At 33.8% G+C, this 19,182-nt stretch carries 17 protein-coding genes; 2 read left to right on the forward strand and 15 right to left on the reverse strand.

The features are described from left to right. Window positions 1-19: 19 nt before the first annotated feature. The 4 genes from ACP6PL_RS10925 to hpsE (ACP6PL_RS10940) all read right to left on the reverse strand — a co-directional run bounded on the left by ACP6PL_RS10925 (window position 20) and on the right by hpsE (ACP6PL_RS10940) (window position 4,128). Entirely contained in the window at window positions 20-955 is a 936-nt protein-coding gene (locus tag ACP6PL_RS10925) for a glycosyltransferase (protein WP_426545286.1), read from the reverse strand. Between the two features lie 271 nt (window positions 956-1,226). Next, window positions 1,227-2,018 (reverse strand): hypothetical protein, encoded by a 792-nt coding sequence (locus ACP6PL_RS10930; protein WP_426545287.1) that lies wholly within the window; start codon window positions 2,016-2,018, stop codon window positions 1,227-1,229. Window positions 2,019-2,128: 110 nt separating this feature from the next. Next, window positions 2,129-3,085: a glycosyltransferase gene (locus ACP6PL_RS10935; RefSeq protein WP_426545288.1), complete on the reverse strand. Its 957-nt coding sequence runs from the start codon at window positions 3,083-3,085 to the stop codon at window positions 2,129-2,131. A gap of 92 nt (window positions 3,086-3,177) precedes the next feature. Continuing rightward, window positions 3,178-4,128, reverse strand: a complete 951-nt coding sequence (hpsE, locus tag ACP6PL_RS10940; protein WP_426545289.1) for a hormogonium polysaccharide biosynthesis glycosyltransferase HpsE — start codon at window positions 4,126-4,128, stop codon at window positions 3,178-3,180. A gap of 209 nt (window positions 4,129-4,337) precedes the next feature. Here hpsE (ACP6PL_RS10940) and ACP6PL_RS10945 point away from each other — a divergent pair, with 209 nt between their 5' ends. Further along, entirely contained in the window at window positions 4,338-5,120 is a 783-nt protein-coding gene (locus ACP6PL_RS10945) for a Stf0 family sulfotransferase (RefSeq protein ID WP_426545290.1), read from the forward strand. A 24-nt stretch (window positions 5,121-5,144) separates the two neighbouring features. On the opposite strand, the gene ACP6PL_RS10950 is transcribed toward ACP6PL_RS10945, so the two are convergent. From ACP6PL_RS10950 to ACP6PL_RS10995, 10 genes are all read right to left on the reverse strand, one after another. Next, on the reverse strand, window positions 5,145-5,507 hold the full coding sequence (locus ACP6PL_RS10950) for a hypothetical protein (protein ID WP_426545291.1): 363 nt from the start codon (window positions 5,505-5,507) through the stop codon (window positions 5,145-5,147). Between the two features lie 348 nt (window positions 5,508-5,855). Then, complete coding sequence (locus ACP6PL_RS10955) at window positions 5,856-6,626, reverse strand: sulfotransferase family protein (RefSeq protein WP_426545292.1); 771 nt, start codon at window positions 6,624-6,626, stop codon at window positions 5,856-5,858. Window positions 6,627-7,038: 412 nt separating this feature from the next. Then, on the reverse strand, window positions 7,039-8,031 hold the full coding sequence (gene hpsE, locus ACP6PL_RS10960) for a hormogonium polysaccharide biosynthesis glycosyltransferase HpsE (protein WP_426545293.1): 993 nt from the start codon (window positions 8,029-8,031) through the stop codon (window positions 7,039-7,041). A 570-nt stretch (window positions 8,032-8,601) separates the two neighbouring features. Next, entirely contained in the window at window positions 8,602-8,838 is a 237-nt protein-coding gene (gene rpmB / locus ACP6PL_RS10965; RefSeq protein ID WP_293143128.1) for a 50S ribosomal protein L28, read from the reverse strand. 296 nt (window positions 8,839-9,134) lie between these two features. Continuing rightward, window positions 9,135-11,144 carry a molecular chaperone HtpG gene (gene htpG / locus ACP6PL_RS10970; RefSeq protein WP_426545294.1) on the reverse strand — a complete coding sequence of 670 codons (2,010 nt, stop codon included), beginning with the start codon at window positions 11,142-11,144 and terminating at the stop codon, window positions 9,135-9,137. 641 nt (window positions 11,145-11,785) lie between these two features. Further along, complete coding sequence (locus ACP6PL_RS10975) at window positions 11,786-12,010, reverse strand: DUF6887 family protein (protein ID WP_426545295.1); 225 nt, start codon at window positions 12,008-12,010, stop codon at window positions 11,786-11,788. Beyond that, window positions 11,995-12,168 (reverse strand): DUF6888 family protein, encoded by a 174-nt coding sequence (locus ACP6PL_RS10980; protein ID WP_426545296.1) that lies wholly within the window; start codon window positions 12,166-12,168, stop codon window positions 11,995-11,997. The genes ACP6PL_RS10975 and ACP6PL_RS10980 overlap by 16 nt, the downstream gene beginning before the upstream one ends. Before the next feature lie 80 nt (window positions 12,169-12,248). Next, window positions 12,249-14,966 carry an ATP-dependent chaperone ClpB gene (gene clpB, locus ACP6PL_RS10985; protein WP_426545297.1) on the reverse strand — a complete coding sequence of 906 codons (2,718 nt, stop codon included), beginning with the start codon at window positions 14,964-14,966 and terminating at the stop codon, window positions 12,249-12,251. A gap of 507 nt (window positions 14,967-15,473) precedes the next feature. Then, a complete protein-coding gene (gene gloA / locus ACP6PL_RS10990) occupies window positions 15,474-15,902 on the reverse strand; it encodes a lactoylglutathione lyase (RefSeq protein WP_426545298.1) in 429 nt (142 codons plus the stop codon). A gap of 397 nt (window positions 15,903-16,299) precedes the next feature. Beyond that, window positions 16,300-16,758, reverse strand: a complete 459-nt coding sequence (locus tag ACP6PL_RS10995) for a hypothetical protein (RefSeq protein ID WP_426545299.1) — start codon at window positions 16,756-16,758, stop codon at window positions 16,300-16,302. Window positions 16,759-17,207: 449 nt separating this feature from the next. Here ACP6PL_RS10995 and ACP6PL_RS11000 point away from each other — a divergent pair, with 449 nt between their 5' ends. Continuing rightward, on the forward strand, window positions 17,208-17,570 hold the full coding sequence (locus ACP6PL_RS11000; RefSeq protein WP_426545300.1) for a DUF4278 domain-containing protein: 363 nt from the start codon (window positions 17,208-17,210) through the stop codon (window positions 17,568-17,570). Window positions 17,571-17,797: 227 nt separating this feature from the next. Here the strand turns inward: ACP6PL_RS11000 and lipA are convergent, their stop codons facing one another. After that, window positions 17,798-18,724, reverse strand: coding sequence for a lipoyl synthase (gene lipA / locus ACP6PL_RS11005; RefSeq protein WP_426545301.1), 927 nt, complete (start codon window positions 18,722-18,724; stop codon window positions 17,798-17,800). Window positions 18,725-19,182 lie beyond the last annotated feature (458 nt).

Genomic DNA, 19,182 nt, shown 5'->3' on the forward strand with positions numbered 1-19,182 from the left:
TTCCCTATTCCCTTTTTTGTTATCTATTAAACCAAACTTCTAAAAAATACCCCCAACTACGCCAAATGCGTGTTCTAGTTGTTAATCGTACTTTCTTTTGAGGCCAAAGTTGAGCTATAACTCGTTTTAAGTGGAGCAAATTAGATATACTTTCCTGATACTGCTGAGTTATGGGTTTACCCATTATTTTATCTGCAATTGCATCTGATCGCCCTTGCCAATAACTACGACGCAGCAACCAATTAGGATTAATTCTTTTTTTGGGAATCCAATGTTTTACAGATGCTTTAGGATTGTAGTAAAATTTTTCACCTTGTTTTTCTAAAATCCAGTTTACTAATAATTCCTCTTGAGATAATAATTTATTACCTTGGCGACCTAATTCCTCATTGAAACCTCCTAAATTTTCCAGAGATTCTTTTTTATAAGTTATATTTGCTCCATAAGGATATTTATTTCGAGGAAACCATCTAGGTTTAGAACCATAATCCAGTACAGTAAAATAATCCTCTATAGTTCTATCTAGCCAGTCTGGTTTAGGAATTTCCCATAACCCATAAATTGGCCCTCCGATACATACTGGACATGGCTCAACCGTAGTAAAAGTATCTAAGATTGCTTCTAACCATTCCTCGCAAGGAATAGCATCATCATCTAAATAGGCAATATACTTACCTTTGGCCTGATTTAAAGCTGTATTACGAGCCTTTGATAGTCCAAGGACTGGTTCATATATATAGCGACAATTAGAATACTTTTTTTCATAGCGATCGCCTATTTCTTTAGTATTATCCTGAGAAGCATTATCTATAATTAAAACTTCAAAATTTTGACTAGGAAGAGATTGTTTTAACAGTCCTTCTAAAGCCAAAATTAGTCTATCGGCTCTGTTATGAGTACATATAGCCACAGAAATTAGTGGTTGAACATTTTCTTGATTTTCAGATAAAGACATAAATCATTTTATGAAACTTTTTTTCCAGAAGTATGAAGTTTTAGGGCAGTAGAAAACAGATAAAATAAATAGATGTTAATTGTTAAAAGTTACCCAAAAATCAAGGTATAAAGCCTCTCCATTCATGGAGAAAAAAGAAAAAAAATCCTTTTAGCCAATCCTCTTTTTTATAATAAGAGGTAATTCTCAATTCTCAATTCTCAATTCTTGAAGGTTTTCCTTGAGGTAATTATCTATTATCCATTAATGAATATCTACCAATCAAGTTAAGCTAAACTTGCTGTTTGCTTTTTGAGGTATTATCCCTAATAAAATCTGCATATTTACTTTTTTGAATTGCTTCAATTAACTCTTCATAATTTTCTACCATTTTTGAAAGCTCCAATGGCATTAACTTGACGAGATTAGTTTTGACAGGTTTTGAGGGTAGGTTGAATAATTCTAGAACTTGGTCTACAGTTTTTTGATGACATTCGCTATCAAGCAGATTATCCTCATATGTAAGACTAAGATGAGGTATTTTCTGGAGTAATTTTTTTTCATACTTTCCCAGTTCTTCGCTAAACTGAATCCTTTGAAATACTTCTTCAATTTCTACCTTAATCGGTTTATACTCAAGTTCACCTTCATGGGAACGATGGTGATATTTTTGTTTGTGCTTGGCATTAATATTAGATAGGGCATGATCTACTAAATTACTACGAGTTAAATAAATAAATTTATAACCACTTTCGTATAAGCTAAGTAAAAAATTCTCTGGTTTGGAAATAGGCTGCACATCTCTAACCTGATAACTTAAAAGCTTAAAACCATAGACTGAAGATTCATAATGTGAAGAACATAAGTCTATATAAGTACGAGGAAATAGAAGGCGATCGTGTAATATTTCATTATCACAATGAACTTGATTTTGATTACTTAATAAGTTTACTAACAGCGTACTACCAGAACGTCCCCTACCAAAAATCACAAATTTATTTGATGGTAAAGAACGTTTTTGCAAAAAATATAATCCATAATTTCTTATTTCTTTTAAGTGGCGCTTTACTATAGATAAATTCATATTTCTCCCCTTGCTTCACAAGAATAATTTAAGAATAAGAGTTGAAAATCTTTTGATAAAATTCAAGATTATGCTGGTTTAATTCAGACCATTGTCACTCTTTTCTCTTGTTAATCTTTAAGTTTTATACTCTTAACAGAACCTAACAAGTTTTGATAAATAGCAGGTGGTAAAAAAATAAATCCTAAGCTTTTAACAAAGATTGTAAACATCAACTTAAAGTTCGATTTAAGATAAGGATCGTTGAGAGCATAAAGCAAAATAAATTTCATCACTGCCAAGCCTTTTTTTGGTGTTGGTTGAGAGTTAATCGTTTTGCAAGCAAGATATTTATAATTATGTGCCAAGCTATGTTTTTTTAAGTGCTGAAGAGATGCAGGAGCATCACTAAAAATACTCTCAATAACCTTCAAGCATTCCTGTTCATATTTATAAACATTATCAGAAGCAGTACCAGTAGATTGACGATATAAAATCTGAGGGCGAGGCACTGCTACAAACTCATACTCTTTAGCCAAACTAATACAGCATTCCCAATCTTCGCCCATAAAAAGTGCTTCTTTAAAGCCACCAACTTTAAGGAAAGCTTCCCTACGAACTAACATATTAGAACCATTTTCCAAAAAAAACTTAACTAATATTTGGCTATAAATTTTACCATTAAGAGTAGCGTGTTGGCCTGGAAACAAAAAGTGACCCGATTCATCAATATAATCAGTCCAACTATAAGCAACTGCCACCTCTGGATGGGAGCACAAAGCATTTAATTGAGACTCTAATTTATCAGGAGTCCAAAGATCGTCAGCATCAAGGAAAGAGATAAACTCTCCTACTGATTTATCGAAACCTCGGTTGCGACTGGCAGATACACCAGTATTTGGATAAGAAAAAACCTTAATTCTTGGGTCTTTTATTTGATCTACTACCTCTACAGTTCTATCTTGAGAACCATCATTAACTACAATTAATTCCCAATCAGAAAAGCTTTGATTGATAACTGATTCTATCGTCTCTTGGATTGTTTTCTCAGCGTTATAAGCGGGAATAATTACGGATATTAGGGGCATATTTTTTGAATTTATCCAAGCATAAATATACTTTTGTTGAGGTTTTTAGGTAACTGGAGTTAGACAAAATTTAATTAAGTAAAGAGGGGAAACTATTTATTTTTACGCAACTTGTAAAAACTATAAAAAGGACTGAGCAGACTACCCCAAAAGAATTCTAAATCAAAAGCTGGTATTAAATCTGTTCTAACTTGACCACGATACTTAATCAAATGCAGAATTATCCGGCGTGAATTTCCTAATAATGTTCTTGCAAATAGTATTGGTTTTTCCCAACTCTTAGCGTTAATTGTCAGAAGGAAATAAGTTGGTAAACCACAGGCACGACTTAAGGATAATAAATAATTTCTCTCTAATCTATCAGCAGGTATTTTATGATAACTTTCCATCTCAGGATTATACCAAATCTCCCAACCATTCTTATAGATGTATAATAATAATTCATAATCTTCTGAAGCCACCATTGAGCTACCAACTCTACCACTTAGAGTAAAGCGATCAGGGACAGATTCATCCCAAGCTTTTTTACTAATTACTAATGAAGCTGTGGTTGGTAAATTTAGCCTATTTGGTTCAAAAAGAATGGGTTTAGAACCATGTTCTCTAATAGACAAAAAAGGGTATACTCTTCTATATTCTGGGGGGGGTTCGACTTCAAAATCACCATGAATTTGACCACCTACAGCTCCAGCTTGAGGATGAGCTTGGCAAAAAGAATATGCGGCAGATACCCAGTTTTGGTCTGGTAAAACATCATCATCTAGAAAACCAATATAGGTACTTTTTGCTTCTTTAATAGCTTTCAACCGAGCAAATGCTGCTCCTTGTTTAGGCTCAAAGAAATATTTTATAGAGACAAATTCATAAAAGCGAGATTGATAATCTTGAATTATTTTAGCAGTATTGTCACTACTATTATTATCAACTACAATTATTTCCCAGGAAATATTTTGTGTATTGATTTGCGATCGCAACTTCTCTAAAACCAAGGGTAATTTGCTAGCCCCATTATATGTTGGTATAGCAACAGTAAAGTCTAACATAGTTATTTATTACCTCATATTCTATTAACAAGCTATTTATTTGCAGTTGCACGTTAAAAAATGATAATATATTTTCAACTATACATCAATTGAGGAGGAGGAGAAAGTTCTCCAAAAATATCTGGTTTCAGATTTCATCATTTCTAATTTTTCAACCTCTTTTGATGCGTTAATGTCATTTAATTTTAGAAATTCACTAATTGTAAATTATGGCAATCAAAAAAAGTTATATTATTTGTTCAATTGGGAGGAGTGGTAGTAGTTTATTGGCAAGCGTTCTAAATAATCTTGGTTACTGTGGTAATCCTAGAGAGTATTTTCATCCTAATCAAGTTGCAAATTTAATGGACAATAATGATAGTTCTGCTTTTATCAAATATGTTGAAGAAATATTGAAGAAAGGAGTTACAACTAATGGTATTTTGGGTGTAAAAATGCACTGGGAACACATGAGATATTTTCTGAGATTTACCCGAAAAAATTTAGGATATAAAGATAAAACAGATTTAGAAATTCTCAATGATTTTTTCCCTAACACTCATTTTATTTATATTAGACGTGAGAATATACTCAAGCAAGCTATTTCTACTGAAATTGCCCAACAAACAGGAATATGGTCTCAAAAGATTACCAATACCCAGAAAAAGCAGTTAAATAGACCTAATTTTAATCCTTTAGCTATCTATCGTATTCAAGAAGGTATCAAAAGACATGAGGGAGCATGGCAAAGATTTTTTCAACAAAACGATATAGATATTTATGAGGTTATTTATGAAAATTTTTGTCAATCTATAGAAATTACCACAATAGACATTATCAAGTTTCTTAAAATTGAGCCTTTACCAAAGCCAAATCAAATTCAAGTTTCTTTGCATAAACAGTCTACTAATCTGAATGATAGATGGGAAAAATACTATAACCTCTTTCCTCAAATTTTACTTAAAAATTATTCTGAATTGAGAACTAAATTCAAACAATATTTAAAGAGATAGATTATGGTGGGCATGACAAACTGTTTATTTCACACTCAAACCTATTTGAGATTCTACTTCAGTAGTAAAATCTGAATCGACTTGACTCAAATAACCATTTTTCCACAAATAAAAAGGACTAATTAAACTATTAATATATAATTCTAATTCACAAGCTGCTACTATATCTGTTCGTAACTTGAGATTATATTTAAGTAAATGGCGGATAATTTTCCGAGTATCATTTACCGTATAAGCTAAAAAAGCCAATAGTTTTAACCATGGCTTAACTCCCAACATTATTGGTGGGTTGCCACTGTCGTAAATACAGTTATAGCAATGTGCGCTTGTATATTTACACATTATTTTTTGTAAACCTTTTTGCTTACTGGGCTTTGAGCTGGACATTGTAAATACCTGAGCGCTCATTCCTATACTACAATTTTCACTTAACTTAATATGGAGATTTATTCTCCTATCAAAATGTGAATTTCGATAGATAATCGTTACACATAGTTAGTATTCCCATATCTAACAGTAATTCGATCGGGGAGCGACTTTTTTTTCAACTTGATTTTTAAATTTCGGTCAGGATATTAGCTCTCCTGTCAAAAAGGGATTTAATTTTTTTGACAAATTACTATTTATGTGAATAACAGTCATGTTGAAATATCTCCAGAAAAAAGGTAATAAGAAGAAGTAATTGATACTTTATCGCTCAAAATTGATTTTATTTTTGATTTTTGGAGATGTCTTTTACTGATAACCTAGCTCTTCCATAAGTTCGCCACAACGCAGGTTAAATAAGACTCTCAAAAATGGATCTAAACTTTTTTGACCCGCACCCACTTGTGAAGTGTAAATTAGGGAATTATCATTATTACTTTGACGACGATATTCTGCTAGAGTTTCATATTCTGGACCATTATTATGTTCTATTTCATTATATTTAAGAACATTTGCATCCCAGGGTTCTTGCAAAAACTCAAATAAGGGAAGTAAAGTTTTTTCTGTATTTTTAACTAACTCCTCATAGCGCAGTTCATAATAACAATTTTTAGGTGACTTTTTCCCAAACTTAACAGCACTTTTTACATGATTACGCCAGGTCCTAATAGATCGAATTCCGGCTTTATATCCCCAGCGATCGCGATGGGAAGCTACCACATCTCTCCCATCTCTAATAATATGAATAAATTGACTCTTAGGAAATAAAGCATTAATAAAACCTAATTTCATTGTATAATTTGGTGATTTTTCAGCCCAACGTTTCTTGCCTCTTTTGGCAGCATATTCCATTTGAAAAGAATCAAAAAAATCTCCTATTTTTTGATACCAGTAATTTTTTTCAAATCCATAGCGTTCTATCCTTATCCAATGCCTGCCTACGATTGTTTGTAAATCTTCTAAAAATTGTGTTTCTGGTCCGCAACTAATATTAGGATGAGAATCCAGAATTAATCTAAGTAGTGTTGTACCAGAACGGGGGCAACCAATAATAAAAATTGGTCTTTGTGTTTCAATCATAGTTTTTTTTCAAATAAATAAATTAATATTTTGAGTTTTCATCCAGAAAATGTGCATACTTACTTACTTTAATTGCATGAACCAAATCTTCATAATTTTATACCATTTTTGATAATTATAATGGCATTAATTTCACTAAATTAGTTTTCACTTGTAATGAGGGAAGATCGAGTAATTCTGTAATTTTGTCTACAGTTTTTTTGGTGAAACTCTTGATGGAGTAGATGCTCTTCATAAGTTAGACTAAGATGGGGGATTTCTTTGAGTAACTCATGTTCATATTTCTCCAGTTTTTCACTATGTTTTATCCATTCGAATACTTGTTCAATTTCTACTTTAATAGGTTGATTTGATAACTTGACCTTCATTAAGACAGTGGTGAAACTTTTTCATTATATTTGAGCAATTCTACCTAAACCACCTGAGATTCTACGGCTGAATTCTGATTTTCTTCAACCTTTGCTAAATAACCATTTTTCCATAAATAAAAAGGACTAATTAAACTATTGATATATAATTCCAATTCACACCCTGCTACTATATCTGTTCGTAACTTGAGATTATATTTGAGTAAATGGCGGATAATTTTCCTAGTATCATTTACTGTATAAGCTAAAAAAGCCAATGGTTTTAACCATGGCTTAACTCCCAACATTCTGGTTACATAACGACTCAAACCTATGCCACGGAAAAAACTAATTAAATAATCTTTTTCCAATCGATGTTTGGAAATTTTGTGAATTACTTCCATTGCTGGATTATACCAAATTTCCCACCCTGCTTGTTGAATATAACTAATAGTTTCTGTATCTTCCGCCGTTAACATTGATCCTGGTTTTCTACCACTTAATATACAACTTTTTGGAACACTTTCTAACCAAGCTTCCCTGCGAACTACTAATCCAGCAGAAGGAGGTATTACCTTCAATGCTGGTTGATAGAGTAATGGTTCTTCGCCCCTTTCAGTAATTGCAAAAAATTGTTTAATCCGATCGAAATTAGGTGGTAGTTCTCCGGCAAAATCTCCATGAATTTGACTAGCATAAGCTCCTGCTTTAGGATATTTTTGAGCAAATTCATAAGCTGATGCTACCCAATCTTGTGCCGGAATATTATCATCATCTAGGAACCCAATTAAAGGTGAATTTGCTGATTGAACAGCTTTCTTTCTAGCAAATCCTGCACCTTGTTGTTCTTCAAAACAGTATTTTAGGATGATTTGGTGAGGCCAATTTTTTTGATATTCTCTAACTATTTTTTCCGTTTTATCTTTGCTGTTGTTATCTATAACAATGACTTCCCAAGATATTCTTTCTGTATTAATTTGAGTACGTAATTCCTCTAGAACTAATGGTAATCTTGCAGCACCGTTATATGTAGGGATTACCACAGTAAAATCAGTCATAATAATTTATATCCTATATTTAGTAATTCTATGTTTGAAATATATCCTATATTATGCTAATATAACAACAGTATATCTTCGTAAATTCATAATTTAATCTATAGTTTTCTAAGGAAAAATAAAGGTTTTGGGATTGTCGAGCGAGAAAATTTGACATTCTCCCGACCCCAAGACTATTGCTATGCTAGGGGTCTTTTGCCGACATGAAGTTTAAACAAAAAAGAAACCCTTCAAAATTTTCCAGAACTGAATTTTTAGGAGTCATTGATCATACTTATTTAAGATAGACTTATATAAAGTCCTTTTGAGATAAATTTGCTATGAGACAAGAAGTTGAAATCCTTGGCGATCGTCAGTCTTGAAATACTGATTTGACAAACAGTTTCTTACCTATTGGCTAAAAATATTATTCTTATAACCCCTTTAAAGATCCTGAATTTCAATAAATTTAATATATATACATACTAATTAAGCATCATCAGGAAAAAATAAATAAATCAATAAATAAATAGCCCTATCCTATAGTTGATGAGGACAGGGCTAAATTATTGGAGCATAGGAATAGTGATATCAACACTTATTCAAGTTAATACCAACTTCCTTGGCCATAGCTTGTATACCTTTGTGTTCCAAAGTTTTAATTGCTTTGGTAGATAATTTTAGCTTGACCCAACGATTACCTTGAGGCCACCACACTCTTTTCCACTGGAGATTTGCGTGCTGTAATTTGTGGGTACGAATGTGAGAGTGGGAAACTGCATAGCCATTATTAGCTTTCTTTCCAGTCAATTGACATTTACGACTCATTGTGTAATCCTAATTATTTGCTGACAATTTTTCTATTATATAGGGGAAACAAGGAGATAGAGAGATATAATAAATAAGTAAAGTATATGTAGGAATTCTTCTCAAAAATTTTACCATCCTACATCAAAGTTAATATGTTAGATCCAGGCTTCTGATGGAACCTTATGACTAGAAATTAATTCAAAATAATTTCTTATCATAAATTTATTACTACAAAACTTTTATGGAGTTTTGTAGTAATTATTTTGGTCACTTTTAGTTATACAATTTTTCAACCCTAAAAGAGTTAGTAAAATCTACATTGCACGTTCTGTTAACTTAGTTAAGACTTCATTAGACCGTTCGACAAAATCTTTCATACCTTCAGCATCAAAACCTTTTTGTGCCATTAAGGCTAAATCGTAAACATGATGACATATTTCTTTGGCTAATTCTGCTGATGGAGATTCCCCACTACCCTGAATAATACCACCTTGACCAATATTAGCAAGATTTTGAATTAATGGATGAGCTGTATTAACTAACAAAACGTGGTCTTCGGGAAATTCTGTTTTTTCCTGCTGTAACATAGCAGTCATATCCCGTAACCTTCGCATTGCTTCTGGTAATAATACCATTGCTGGTGGAGTAGCTTTAGCATCTTCTGATTTTAATGCCTGAGCTTTAATATTTACCTTTGGTTTATCGAGTGCTTTTTCAAATAACTCTTTAATTTGTTCACTGCGAGTTTTATTTGTTGTTGGGTCAACTATTTCTGATTGATTTTCTTTATCAATTAATGTTTCATCTAGATCGGAATCTACCCTAGAAAATTTAACATCTTGATATTCTCTTTCTAGGAAACTAATAAAGTGAGTATCGATGAAAGAATCGAGGAATAAAACTTCTAATCCTTGGTTTTTATGTAGTTCTACATAAGTTGCTTGGGAAGCAGGTTCGGTACAATAATAAACTCGATTTTCGTGACGTTCTTTATTACGTTCTAAATATTCTTTAAGAGTTGTGTAATAAAAACCTTTTTCGTCAGTATTTTTAGCTTCATAATTTTCTGGAGTTACTTCTTGCCAAACATCTTCTCCTTCTGCTTGTACTTCTACTGCTGGTTTAGCTTCAGTTTCAGTTGTTTCGCTTTGGTTTAGTTGAGCTGTAGTGCGGTAAATTACGATATCTTCTACTTGCTTTTTAAACTTATCGTCATTCAAAGCACCAAACTTAACAAATGTACCAACATCTTGCCAACCACTAATATATTTATCCCGTTCATCGCGATAAAGTTCTTTTAGGCGATCGCCTACTTTTTTAGCTATATAATCAGCTATTCTTCTGACAGTTCTATTACTTAATAGAGAACTCCGAGAAACATTGAGAGGAATATCTGTACTATCAATTACTCCTCGTAATGGCATTAAAAATTTAGGAATAATTTCTTCACAATGGTCGGTAACAAATACCTGATTACAGAACAGTTTAATATTGCCTTGAGTAACATCTACATCTGGCTTTAACTTGGGAAAATAAAGAATGCCATTAACAATAAAAGGATAATCAGTGTTGAGATGAACCCATAATAAAGGCTCTTCTTGAAAAGGATAAAGGTGACGATATAGTTCTAGATAGTCTTCTTGAGTTACATTTTGAGTAGATTCTCGCCAGATTGCTTTATGTTTATTAACTTCTTCACCCTCAAATTTTATGGGCACTGGCATAAAATCACAGTAAGTTTTAATTAACTGTTGAATGCGAGTAGATTCGAGATATTCTTTTTCTTCATCTTGGAGAGTTAAGGTAATAGTTGTACCTCGTTCTGTACGAGTAGAATCTGATATTTCAAATTCTGGAGAACCGTCACAACTCCAATGAATAGCTTCTGATCCTTCTTGATAGGAAAGGGTATCAATTTCTACCTTTTTTGCCACCATGAAAGAGGAGTAAAAACCCAAACCAAAGTGACCGATAATAGCGTCGTTTTCGCTGCCTTTATATTTTTCTATGAACTCTTCAGCACTGGAAAAAGCAACTTGATTAATGTATTTTTTAATCTCATCGCCAGTCATCCCAATACCATTATCGGTAATAGAAAGAGTTTGATTATCTTTGTCTATTTTGATTTCTATTTCTGGAGTGGTAATATCTCCACTATATTCACCAGTTCGAGCTACCATTTTTAGTTTCGCAATAGCATCTACACCATTAGATACTAATTCCCTTAAGAAAATTTCATGGTCAGTATAGAGAGATTTTTTGATAATTGGGAAGATATTTTCAGTATGGATACTGATTTTACCTTTTTCTAGTGTTGTACTCATAGTGTTTATCTATTTTATCTAGGTGAATATTTAGTAGAGTATTCAGGTAATTTTCTAGTGTTTAAATATCTTCAAAGATACTAAACTGTAATTTTTAGACTTATGGCCAATTCTGTTGGTAAGTCTTCAATACTATTTAATAATTGTGATTTATGGAGTCTTTTTTTTAAACAGGGATTGCACCAAATATCTGATTCGGATTTCACTACCTATGAAACTGTAATACAATACATAGTGATTTTAAAGGGTTAAATATTTTTATAGAGGTCTAAATCAATTAATTCTATATCTTAGAAAAATGTGAGATTATTAAGAAGTTAATTTGTGTATTCTATATTTGGAACTTGCTGCTTATATGAGATACTTAATTGAAAATCTAGACTGAGTAACATAGTTATCAAAAATACTTGGCAGATTGTTAGAAAAAATAATCTAAGATGAAAGTTTTTAAATTTGAAATATAGCAATATGATTTAAGTTATGAGATATTGAAGACTTTTAGGGAACAGGGAACAGAGAACAATAAAAAAATGGATATTATGAATATGATAAATGCTATATTCTATTATGTGTAAATAATCAACCATTAAACTGTTAATTATCTAGGAAAGACAGGGGAAAAAAATTTACAATTTTTGCATCTAATTTATTTTAAGTTGTTCTAATTTTTTTCTAATCAAAATATCAACTTCTTCAACTTCAGCAATTGATTTTGGAATATCAAAAGTCTCTCTTGGAGCTTCAGATGTAAATCGATCAACAAATATATGAAATGATGCTTTATCATTAGGATTAGCAATAACATAAGCTCTAAGTTGATCTTTATTCATGCTATTAAAATCTAGTTTAATTATAAAAATTTCCAAATACCATCGGCATATATTTCTATCTCTATATTATCTCCTGCCAAGATAAATAAATTACCTGTTCGTTCATCTAGATGAACAATAAAAATAGGAGTCAATGTATTAGTTAAAGATTGACAGAGTACGACACATCTAATGCTTTGTTCAGCAGTTGGCAAGTTGATTTACCTCTTTTTTTTCATTAACACTTTTGCCTAAGAATTTTGACTGGCGAGCTAGAAGCTCGCACTGTTATTTATTACCTTTTCACCAATTCCGCTTCCTCTTTTTTTCCAAACACCAAACTACCATCTACACAATCAATTACTACAATATCTCCACCAATAAATTTATTCTCTAAAATCAAATTTGCCAAAGGATTTTCTAATTCTCTTTGAATTGCCCGCTTTAAAGGTCGTGCTCCATAAACCGGGTCATATCCAACTTCAGCAATGTGATCTAATGTTGTAGCAGTCAACTTCAAACTAATTTTTTGCTCCCCTAATAATCGTTCAATTCTCTTCACTTGAATCTCCACAATTTGACGTAATTCACTCTTCCTTAAAGTGTGGAACAATATAATCTCATCTACCCTGTTTAAAAATTCTGGGCGGAAATGTTTTCTTAATCCTCCCATTACCCGCTTATACATTTCCTCATACTTAGAATCATCTCCCGCTACATCCAAAATATACTCACTACCAATATTACTGGTCATAACAATCACAGTATTACTAAAGTCAACTACCCTTCCTTGAGAATCAGTAATCCTACCATCATCTAATACCTGTAATAATACATTAAATACATCTGGGTGTGCCTTCTCCACTTCATCAAACAAAACCACAGAATAAGGATGTCGCCTAACTGCCTCCGATAACTGACCCCCTTGGTCATAACCTACATATCCAGGAGGGGCACCCACTAACCGAGAAACGGCGTGTTTCTCCATATATTCCGACATATCAATTCGTACTAAAGCATCATCCCGGTCAAATAGAAATCCTGCTAATGCCCGTGCTAACTCAGTTTTACCAACTCCAGTCGGACCTAAAAACATAAACGAACCAATTGGTCGTCCAGGGTCTTTCATTCCTGCTCTTGCCCTTCTAATAGCTGCTGCTACAGCTTCCACAGCTTCAGACTGACCAATTACTCTTTGATGTAGATGTTTTTCTAGTTGGAGTAATTTCTGACGTTCCGACTCCAATAAACGATTTACCGGAATACCCGTCCACTTAGCAACGATAGTGGCAATATCCGCATCTGTAACTTGTTCCCGGAGGAGGGAAGAACCTTTAGCTTGTACTTTTAATAACTCTGCTTCCTTAGCTTCACGATCACGATGTACAGTTTCTAGTTCCCCATATTTCAATTGAGCTGCTCTATTCAAATCATAAGCTCGTTCTGCTTGTTCTATTTGTACTTTTAATTTATCTTCTTCTGCTTTGAGAGAGTTAATAGCATTTAACAACTCTTTTTCCCCAGACCATTGAGAAGAAAATTTTTCCTGTTTTTTCTTTAAAATATTAATTTCATTAGTAATGCGTTGTAAAGCTGGAGATACTTTTACAGGTGAGGTAGCTTCAGCATTTTTATCTTTATTATTGCCTTGCAACTCTCCTTCAATAGAAAGTTTTTCCATTTCCAACTGCATTATCCGTCTATCAATAGCCTCTAACTCCACTGGTTTAGAAGTAATTTCCATTTTTAATTGAGCAGCAGCTTCATCTACCAAGTCGATCGCCTTATCTGGCAAAAAGCGGTCAGAAATATAACGGTTAGATAAGGTAGCAGCAGCAACCAAAGCTGCATCAGTAATTTTTACACCGTGGTGAGTTTCGTAACGGTCTTTCAACCCCCGCAAAATAGAAATAGTATCCTCAACGCTAGGTTGACCAACCTCTACTTTTTGAAACCGACGTTCCAGAGCAGCGTCTTTCTCTATATGTTTACGATATTCATCAATAGTTGTTGCACCAATACAACGGAGTTCCCCACGAGCAAGCATTGGTTTGAGCAAATTTCCCGCATCTACCCCCGAACCAGTACCACCACCCGAACCTGCACCAACAACTGTATGTAATTCGTCAATAAATAAAATAATTTGACCGTCCGAGTGGGTAACTTCCCGCAAAACCGATCTGAGACGTTCTTCAAATTCCCCTCTAAACTTTGCCCCGGCAATGAGACTACCCATGTCAAGACTAATAAGTTGCCGTTCTTTGAGAGACTCTGGCACATCCCCATTAACAATACGTTGAGCTAAACCTTCGGCGATCGCCGTCTTACCCACCCCTGGTTCCCCAATCAGAACAGGATTATTTTTTGTCCGACGAGATAGACAACTAACCACCCGCCGAATTTCTTCATCTCTGCCAATAACCGGGTCAAGTTTGCCTGCCTTAGCTAATTCTGTCAGGTCACGCCCATATTTTTCCAAAGCATCGTAAGAAGCTTCTGGGTTTTGGTCTTCGACTTTGCTACTACCTCGAACTGCTTTAATAGTTGCCTCTAGTTCTTCAAATTCAATTTGTGGAGTAGTTTGGGGGCGTTCAAAACCAGGGCGAGTTGGTAGTTGGGGAGTACCACCACCAATAAGTTTATTACCGAGACGTTTATCTTGGTGAAAGGCAACTAGGAGATGTTCAACGGCAATAAATTTATCTTCCCATTTTTCTTTCGCTTCATCTGCCAAGTCTAGAAAAATTTCCAGACCTTGGCCTAGGTAGAGATGTTCTATACTACCAACTTTAGGTTGGCGTTTAGCAAAGGCGTCTATTTGTTGCAGGAGGCGTTCTGGTTCTATACCAGCACGATTTAAAATTTTATTTGCTGTGCCTTGTTGTTCTAGGAGGGCAATAATTAAGTGTTCTACTTCTAGTTGTTGGTTTTGGTAGCGTTTAGCAACATCTTGGGATTTCACTATAGCATCCCAGGCTTGTTCTGTAAATTTGCTTGGGTCAGTTGGCTGCATGGATAATGGATAATGGATAATGGATAATGGATAATGGATAATGGATAATGACCTCGTTGATTAATTATCAATTGTCCATCGGTAGTTAAATAAAATTATAGTTATATAGTAGTTTTAACCTTGCTGTAGCTTAGTTTAACCCTTCTTTTTTTAGAAAAGGAAGAAGTGAAGATATATTGTGGGTCTAACTTCAGACTGCATTTATCTCTTCAATAAGTCTATGATTTTGCAAAATTATGACAAAAGTTCATAGATGTTAATTTTATATTTTTCCAGCCAAAATATTTACCACAAATTAATCCTCCCTTAGTTTTTCAGATTAAATAAAGATAGCCAAAAACATCATTTAGGGTTGAGTTGATTAATAATTATTTATTATCAAAATAATTGGTTAATTTCTCCCACCTTTTGGGGGGAAATGTCTTTGGAGGGTTACTCACGCATCCCCATTACAAAAACAACTTCTGACTTCCTTAACTTCTTCTCTTCTCCCTCTTCTGTAATTTATTAATTAGCAGTAGCTGCAACTTCTTTTTCTGAAGTGCTACTGCGAGTGCTTAACTCAATTAGCTCTACTTTATATCCATTTGGGTCTTCCACAAAAGCAATAACTGTGGAACCATGTTTCATTGGCCCTGGTTCCCTAGTAACTTTGCCTCCTTGTGCTTTGATTTGTTCGCAAGTGCCATAAATATCATCAACTCCCAAAGCAATATGGCCATAAGCGTTGCCCAAATCGTATTTATCGGTACCCCAGTTATAGGTCAGTTCTAATACTGTATGGTCTGACTCATCGCCATAACCAACGAAGGCCAGAGTAAATTCACCACCAGGATAGTCTTTCTGGCGTAGTAATTTCATGCCGAGGACATCGCAGTAGAATTTGAGGGATTCTTCTAAGTTACCGACTCGTAGCATGGTGTGTAATAGTCGCATGGTCTACTCCTTATTCCTTGACTATATCTATACTCTTTATTTTGAGGCAATTTAGTCAATATGGGGAGTAGATGTTATCTTACTTATTCTGTTTTTTTCCTTCTAGAGCCTAATTTTCTTTTGCCAGATTTACTTTGTCGGATTTAATATAGCTATCCAATCGTTACTTGTAAAAATTTTTATAATAATCAATTTAAGCTGAAAATGTTTAGAATTATGACTCCTGTCTGGGAAATGGCCAGTCTCCCATACTACCAAAATATTACAATTTAAATAGGATCACTTTATTTAAATCTCTTAAAAATATAAGTTAATTAATTTTACTATTTTACTCAATTGATATTTTACTAAACTTACCAATTAGTAAAATATCAATCAATATTTTTATCGTTTTATTTCAAAAATTTTGGTGACTGATGTTTTCTAATCGAGACTTTTCTTGAGCTAAAGTATTTTCAATTTTTTTGATTCCTTCTAATGATATTAATGGCTTACATTGTTTGACTAAATTTTCCCATTTTAATAAGGTTTGAATTGAATTTGAATCTTCAATCTTTTTTATATAAAACTGTGCCCAAAATTTAGGTACATACTTTTGCTTTCTAGTTTTTATACGCTTGCGCCATTTAGCAAAATCAGCTTTTCTTGGTTGCTCTACTCCTAAAATTGGTGGCATATCAGCATAACTGACAAATCTACTTTTACTTTTTCCTACAACATGAATTACATATCGCCAACAGTTTATTTTGTAGATATTGTCTGATTTAATTCCTAAATGAAATGCTAAAGCATCTCTAGTTACAAATCTATTCAATGGATGAGTAGTAGTAGACTTATTTTTTATAGACTTTTTCATAAAATCTACCTTAAGGTTAAATATATTATTGTGGCCGAAGTTGTTGGTTTATTTATTTATAGTTTTATATTAAATAATACTTGGCTATTTTGTCAACATAGAAAAGTAGGCTAATTTTTTTATAGAAAAAAATGAATAGTTAAGTTCCTATAAGGGGATAGAGTGTGGACAATATCGAAACTAAGTGAAAGATTTTATTTTCCGAGATACACTGCTACGCAAAAGTAAAACGTCACAGATGACGTTTGCGTAGCATGACATTACCTAAGAAATTTAAGACCTAGAAGGCTAACTCATAACTGATATTGGTGCAGACTTCCTACAAGGTCTAACTATAGATGTAAAATTTTGTCAAAAATCAGAATATTGTTTAGGAAAATGTAAAAATAGATACATAAATAAAAATACTTTTTGTCGATAAAGATAAATTTACAACAGGGTCTGAGGATATGAAACTAAATAATAATTATCCAAATAATCGACAAGACCTTCCCACTATTAATACGATTTTTGGGGAAGAGGTGGAGAAATATACAGGACAACATAGGAATCAAGGATGGGATTATCCTTACCCTAGACATATTCCCATACATGGGCATTCTCCTAAAAAGATGTTTTGTACTGTCAACTATTCCTTAGGTAAGGAGAAGCAAACTGTTACTTTTCTTCAAGCAAAAAATAATGTAGCTCAGGTTCACAAAATAAATTTATGTGATATTTTGGAACGCCGATGTTTAATAGCTAAGGCTAAAGGAGACGAAAAGTTATTGTCTTTATTAAAAGATGAATGGCAGTATATATCTTGTGGATAGATTCAATCATTAATAATTAGCAATTAATAATTACATCTTCTTGAAAAGAAGAGGATTAGTTAAAAGAAAATTTTTTCTTCTCTTGGTCGATTGGATATGGCGAGGGGACTTCGCCATCCCATCCTAACGAACTGCTCCGCAAACAACCGCTTTTTTCTCCTTTAAAGGAGAGGCTTTAAAACTTTATTTTTCGTTAAAAGTATTGTCGAAGTTATCCCAGAATAATCTTAAATATTATCTCCAGCATGATAGGAACTACGAACTAAAGGGCCAGAACGAACATGAGAAAATCCCATTTGTTTAGCGATCGCCCCTAGCTGGTCAAATTCTTCTGGTGTCCAATATTTTTGCACAGGCAAATGTGCTAGGGAAGGTCGCATATACTGGCCTAAAGTTATGCGATCGCATCCTACTCTTATCAAATCTGCCATTGCTTCTATTACTTCAGTTTCTGTTTCTCCATGTCCCAGCATTAACCCGGATTTAGTGGGAATATTCGTATTTAACTCCTTAACAATCTGCAATACATCAAGCGATCGCTCATACTTTGCTCCACGACGGACAGGGCCTTGTAAACGCCTTACCGTTTCAATATTGTGGTTATAACAAGCAGGTTCAGCATTGACAACTACTTCGATCCGTCTTCTTTGTCTTTCAGCTAAAGAAAGAGATAACTTCTCAACACCCACTCCATCCTGACCACCCCAAAAATCAGCAGTCAAGACCTCAATTTTCGCCTCTGGGTTACGCTTTCTAATAGCCGTCATTGTTGCCACAAACCAACTAGCACCACCATCTGGCAAATCATCCCTAGCCACAGAAGTCAGTACCACATATTCTAAACCCAACAATTCCACTGCTTCAGCTACTTTTTCTGGTTCCTCTGGGTCTAAGGGCATTGGAGCGTGACCCTTATCTACTTGACAAAATGCACAAGATCTGGTGCAAGTAGGACCCATCAACAAAAAAGTAGCAGTTTTTTGGGCATAACATTCACCTCTATTAGGACAGCGACCTTCCTCACATATAGTATGGAGCTGACGCTGCTTGATAATTTTCTGTACAGTAGAAATATCACTAGCTTTTCCCAAAGAAGGCCGCAGCCACTTTGGCATATTCTGGATTTGGGCTTTCATATTTAGTTGATTGACCATTTTTTTGTAGCCTTGAAATTCTGCGGACGTTACGCTTGGACTATAATCAGAGATAACCAAGCCTCACCACTTAGGTTTCCTGCTTCTCGCGCACCTGCCTCTAAGGCCATTTCCTCTTTCTGCTCTTGCGGTAGCTCTACAGAATGTTAATCTTAGCCCAGGAGCCTGATGAATAATAACACATTATTCTAATTCTGAGAAGGACAACATTAATTTGTATCCCCTAATGACGCTCTACTAGACATCTCCAATAATAAAAAATCAAATCAATTATCGTAGATAAATCATCAATTATTTCCCGTTACTCCCTACTCGCTCTTTTCTGGAGATGTCTACTGAAAGAGAGTGCAGGTCTTTGAGCAAGTTTATGATTAAAAATTAACGATAATATATAGCAATTCTATTTAGGTTGTAATATTTTGGTGGCAGTTAGGAGTTAGGAGTCATAGGGGCGATTT

This window comes from Dapis purpurea BLCC-M126, from assembly GCF_050015975.1.
GTDB lineage: Bacteria > Cyanobacteriota > Cyanobacteriia > Cyanobacteriales > Microcoleaceae > Trichodesmium.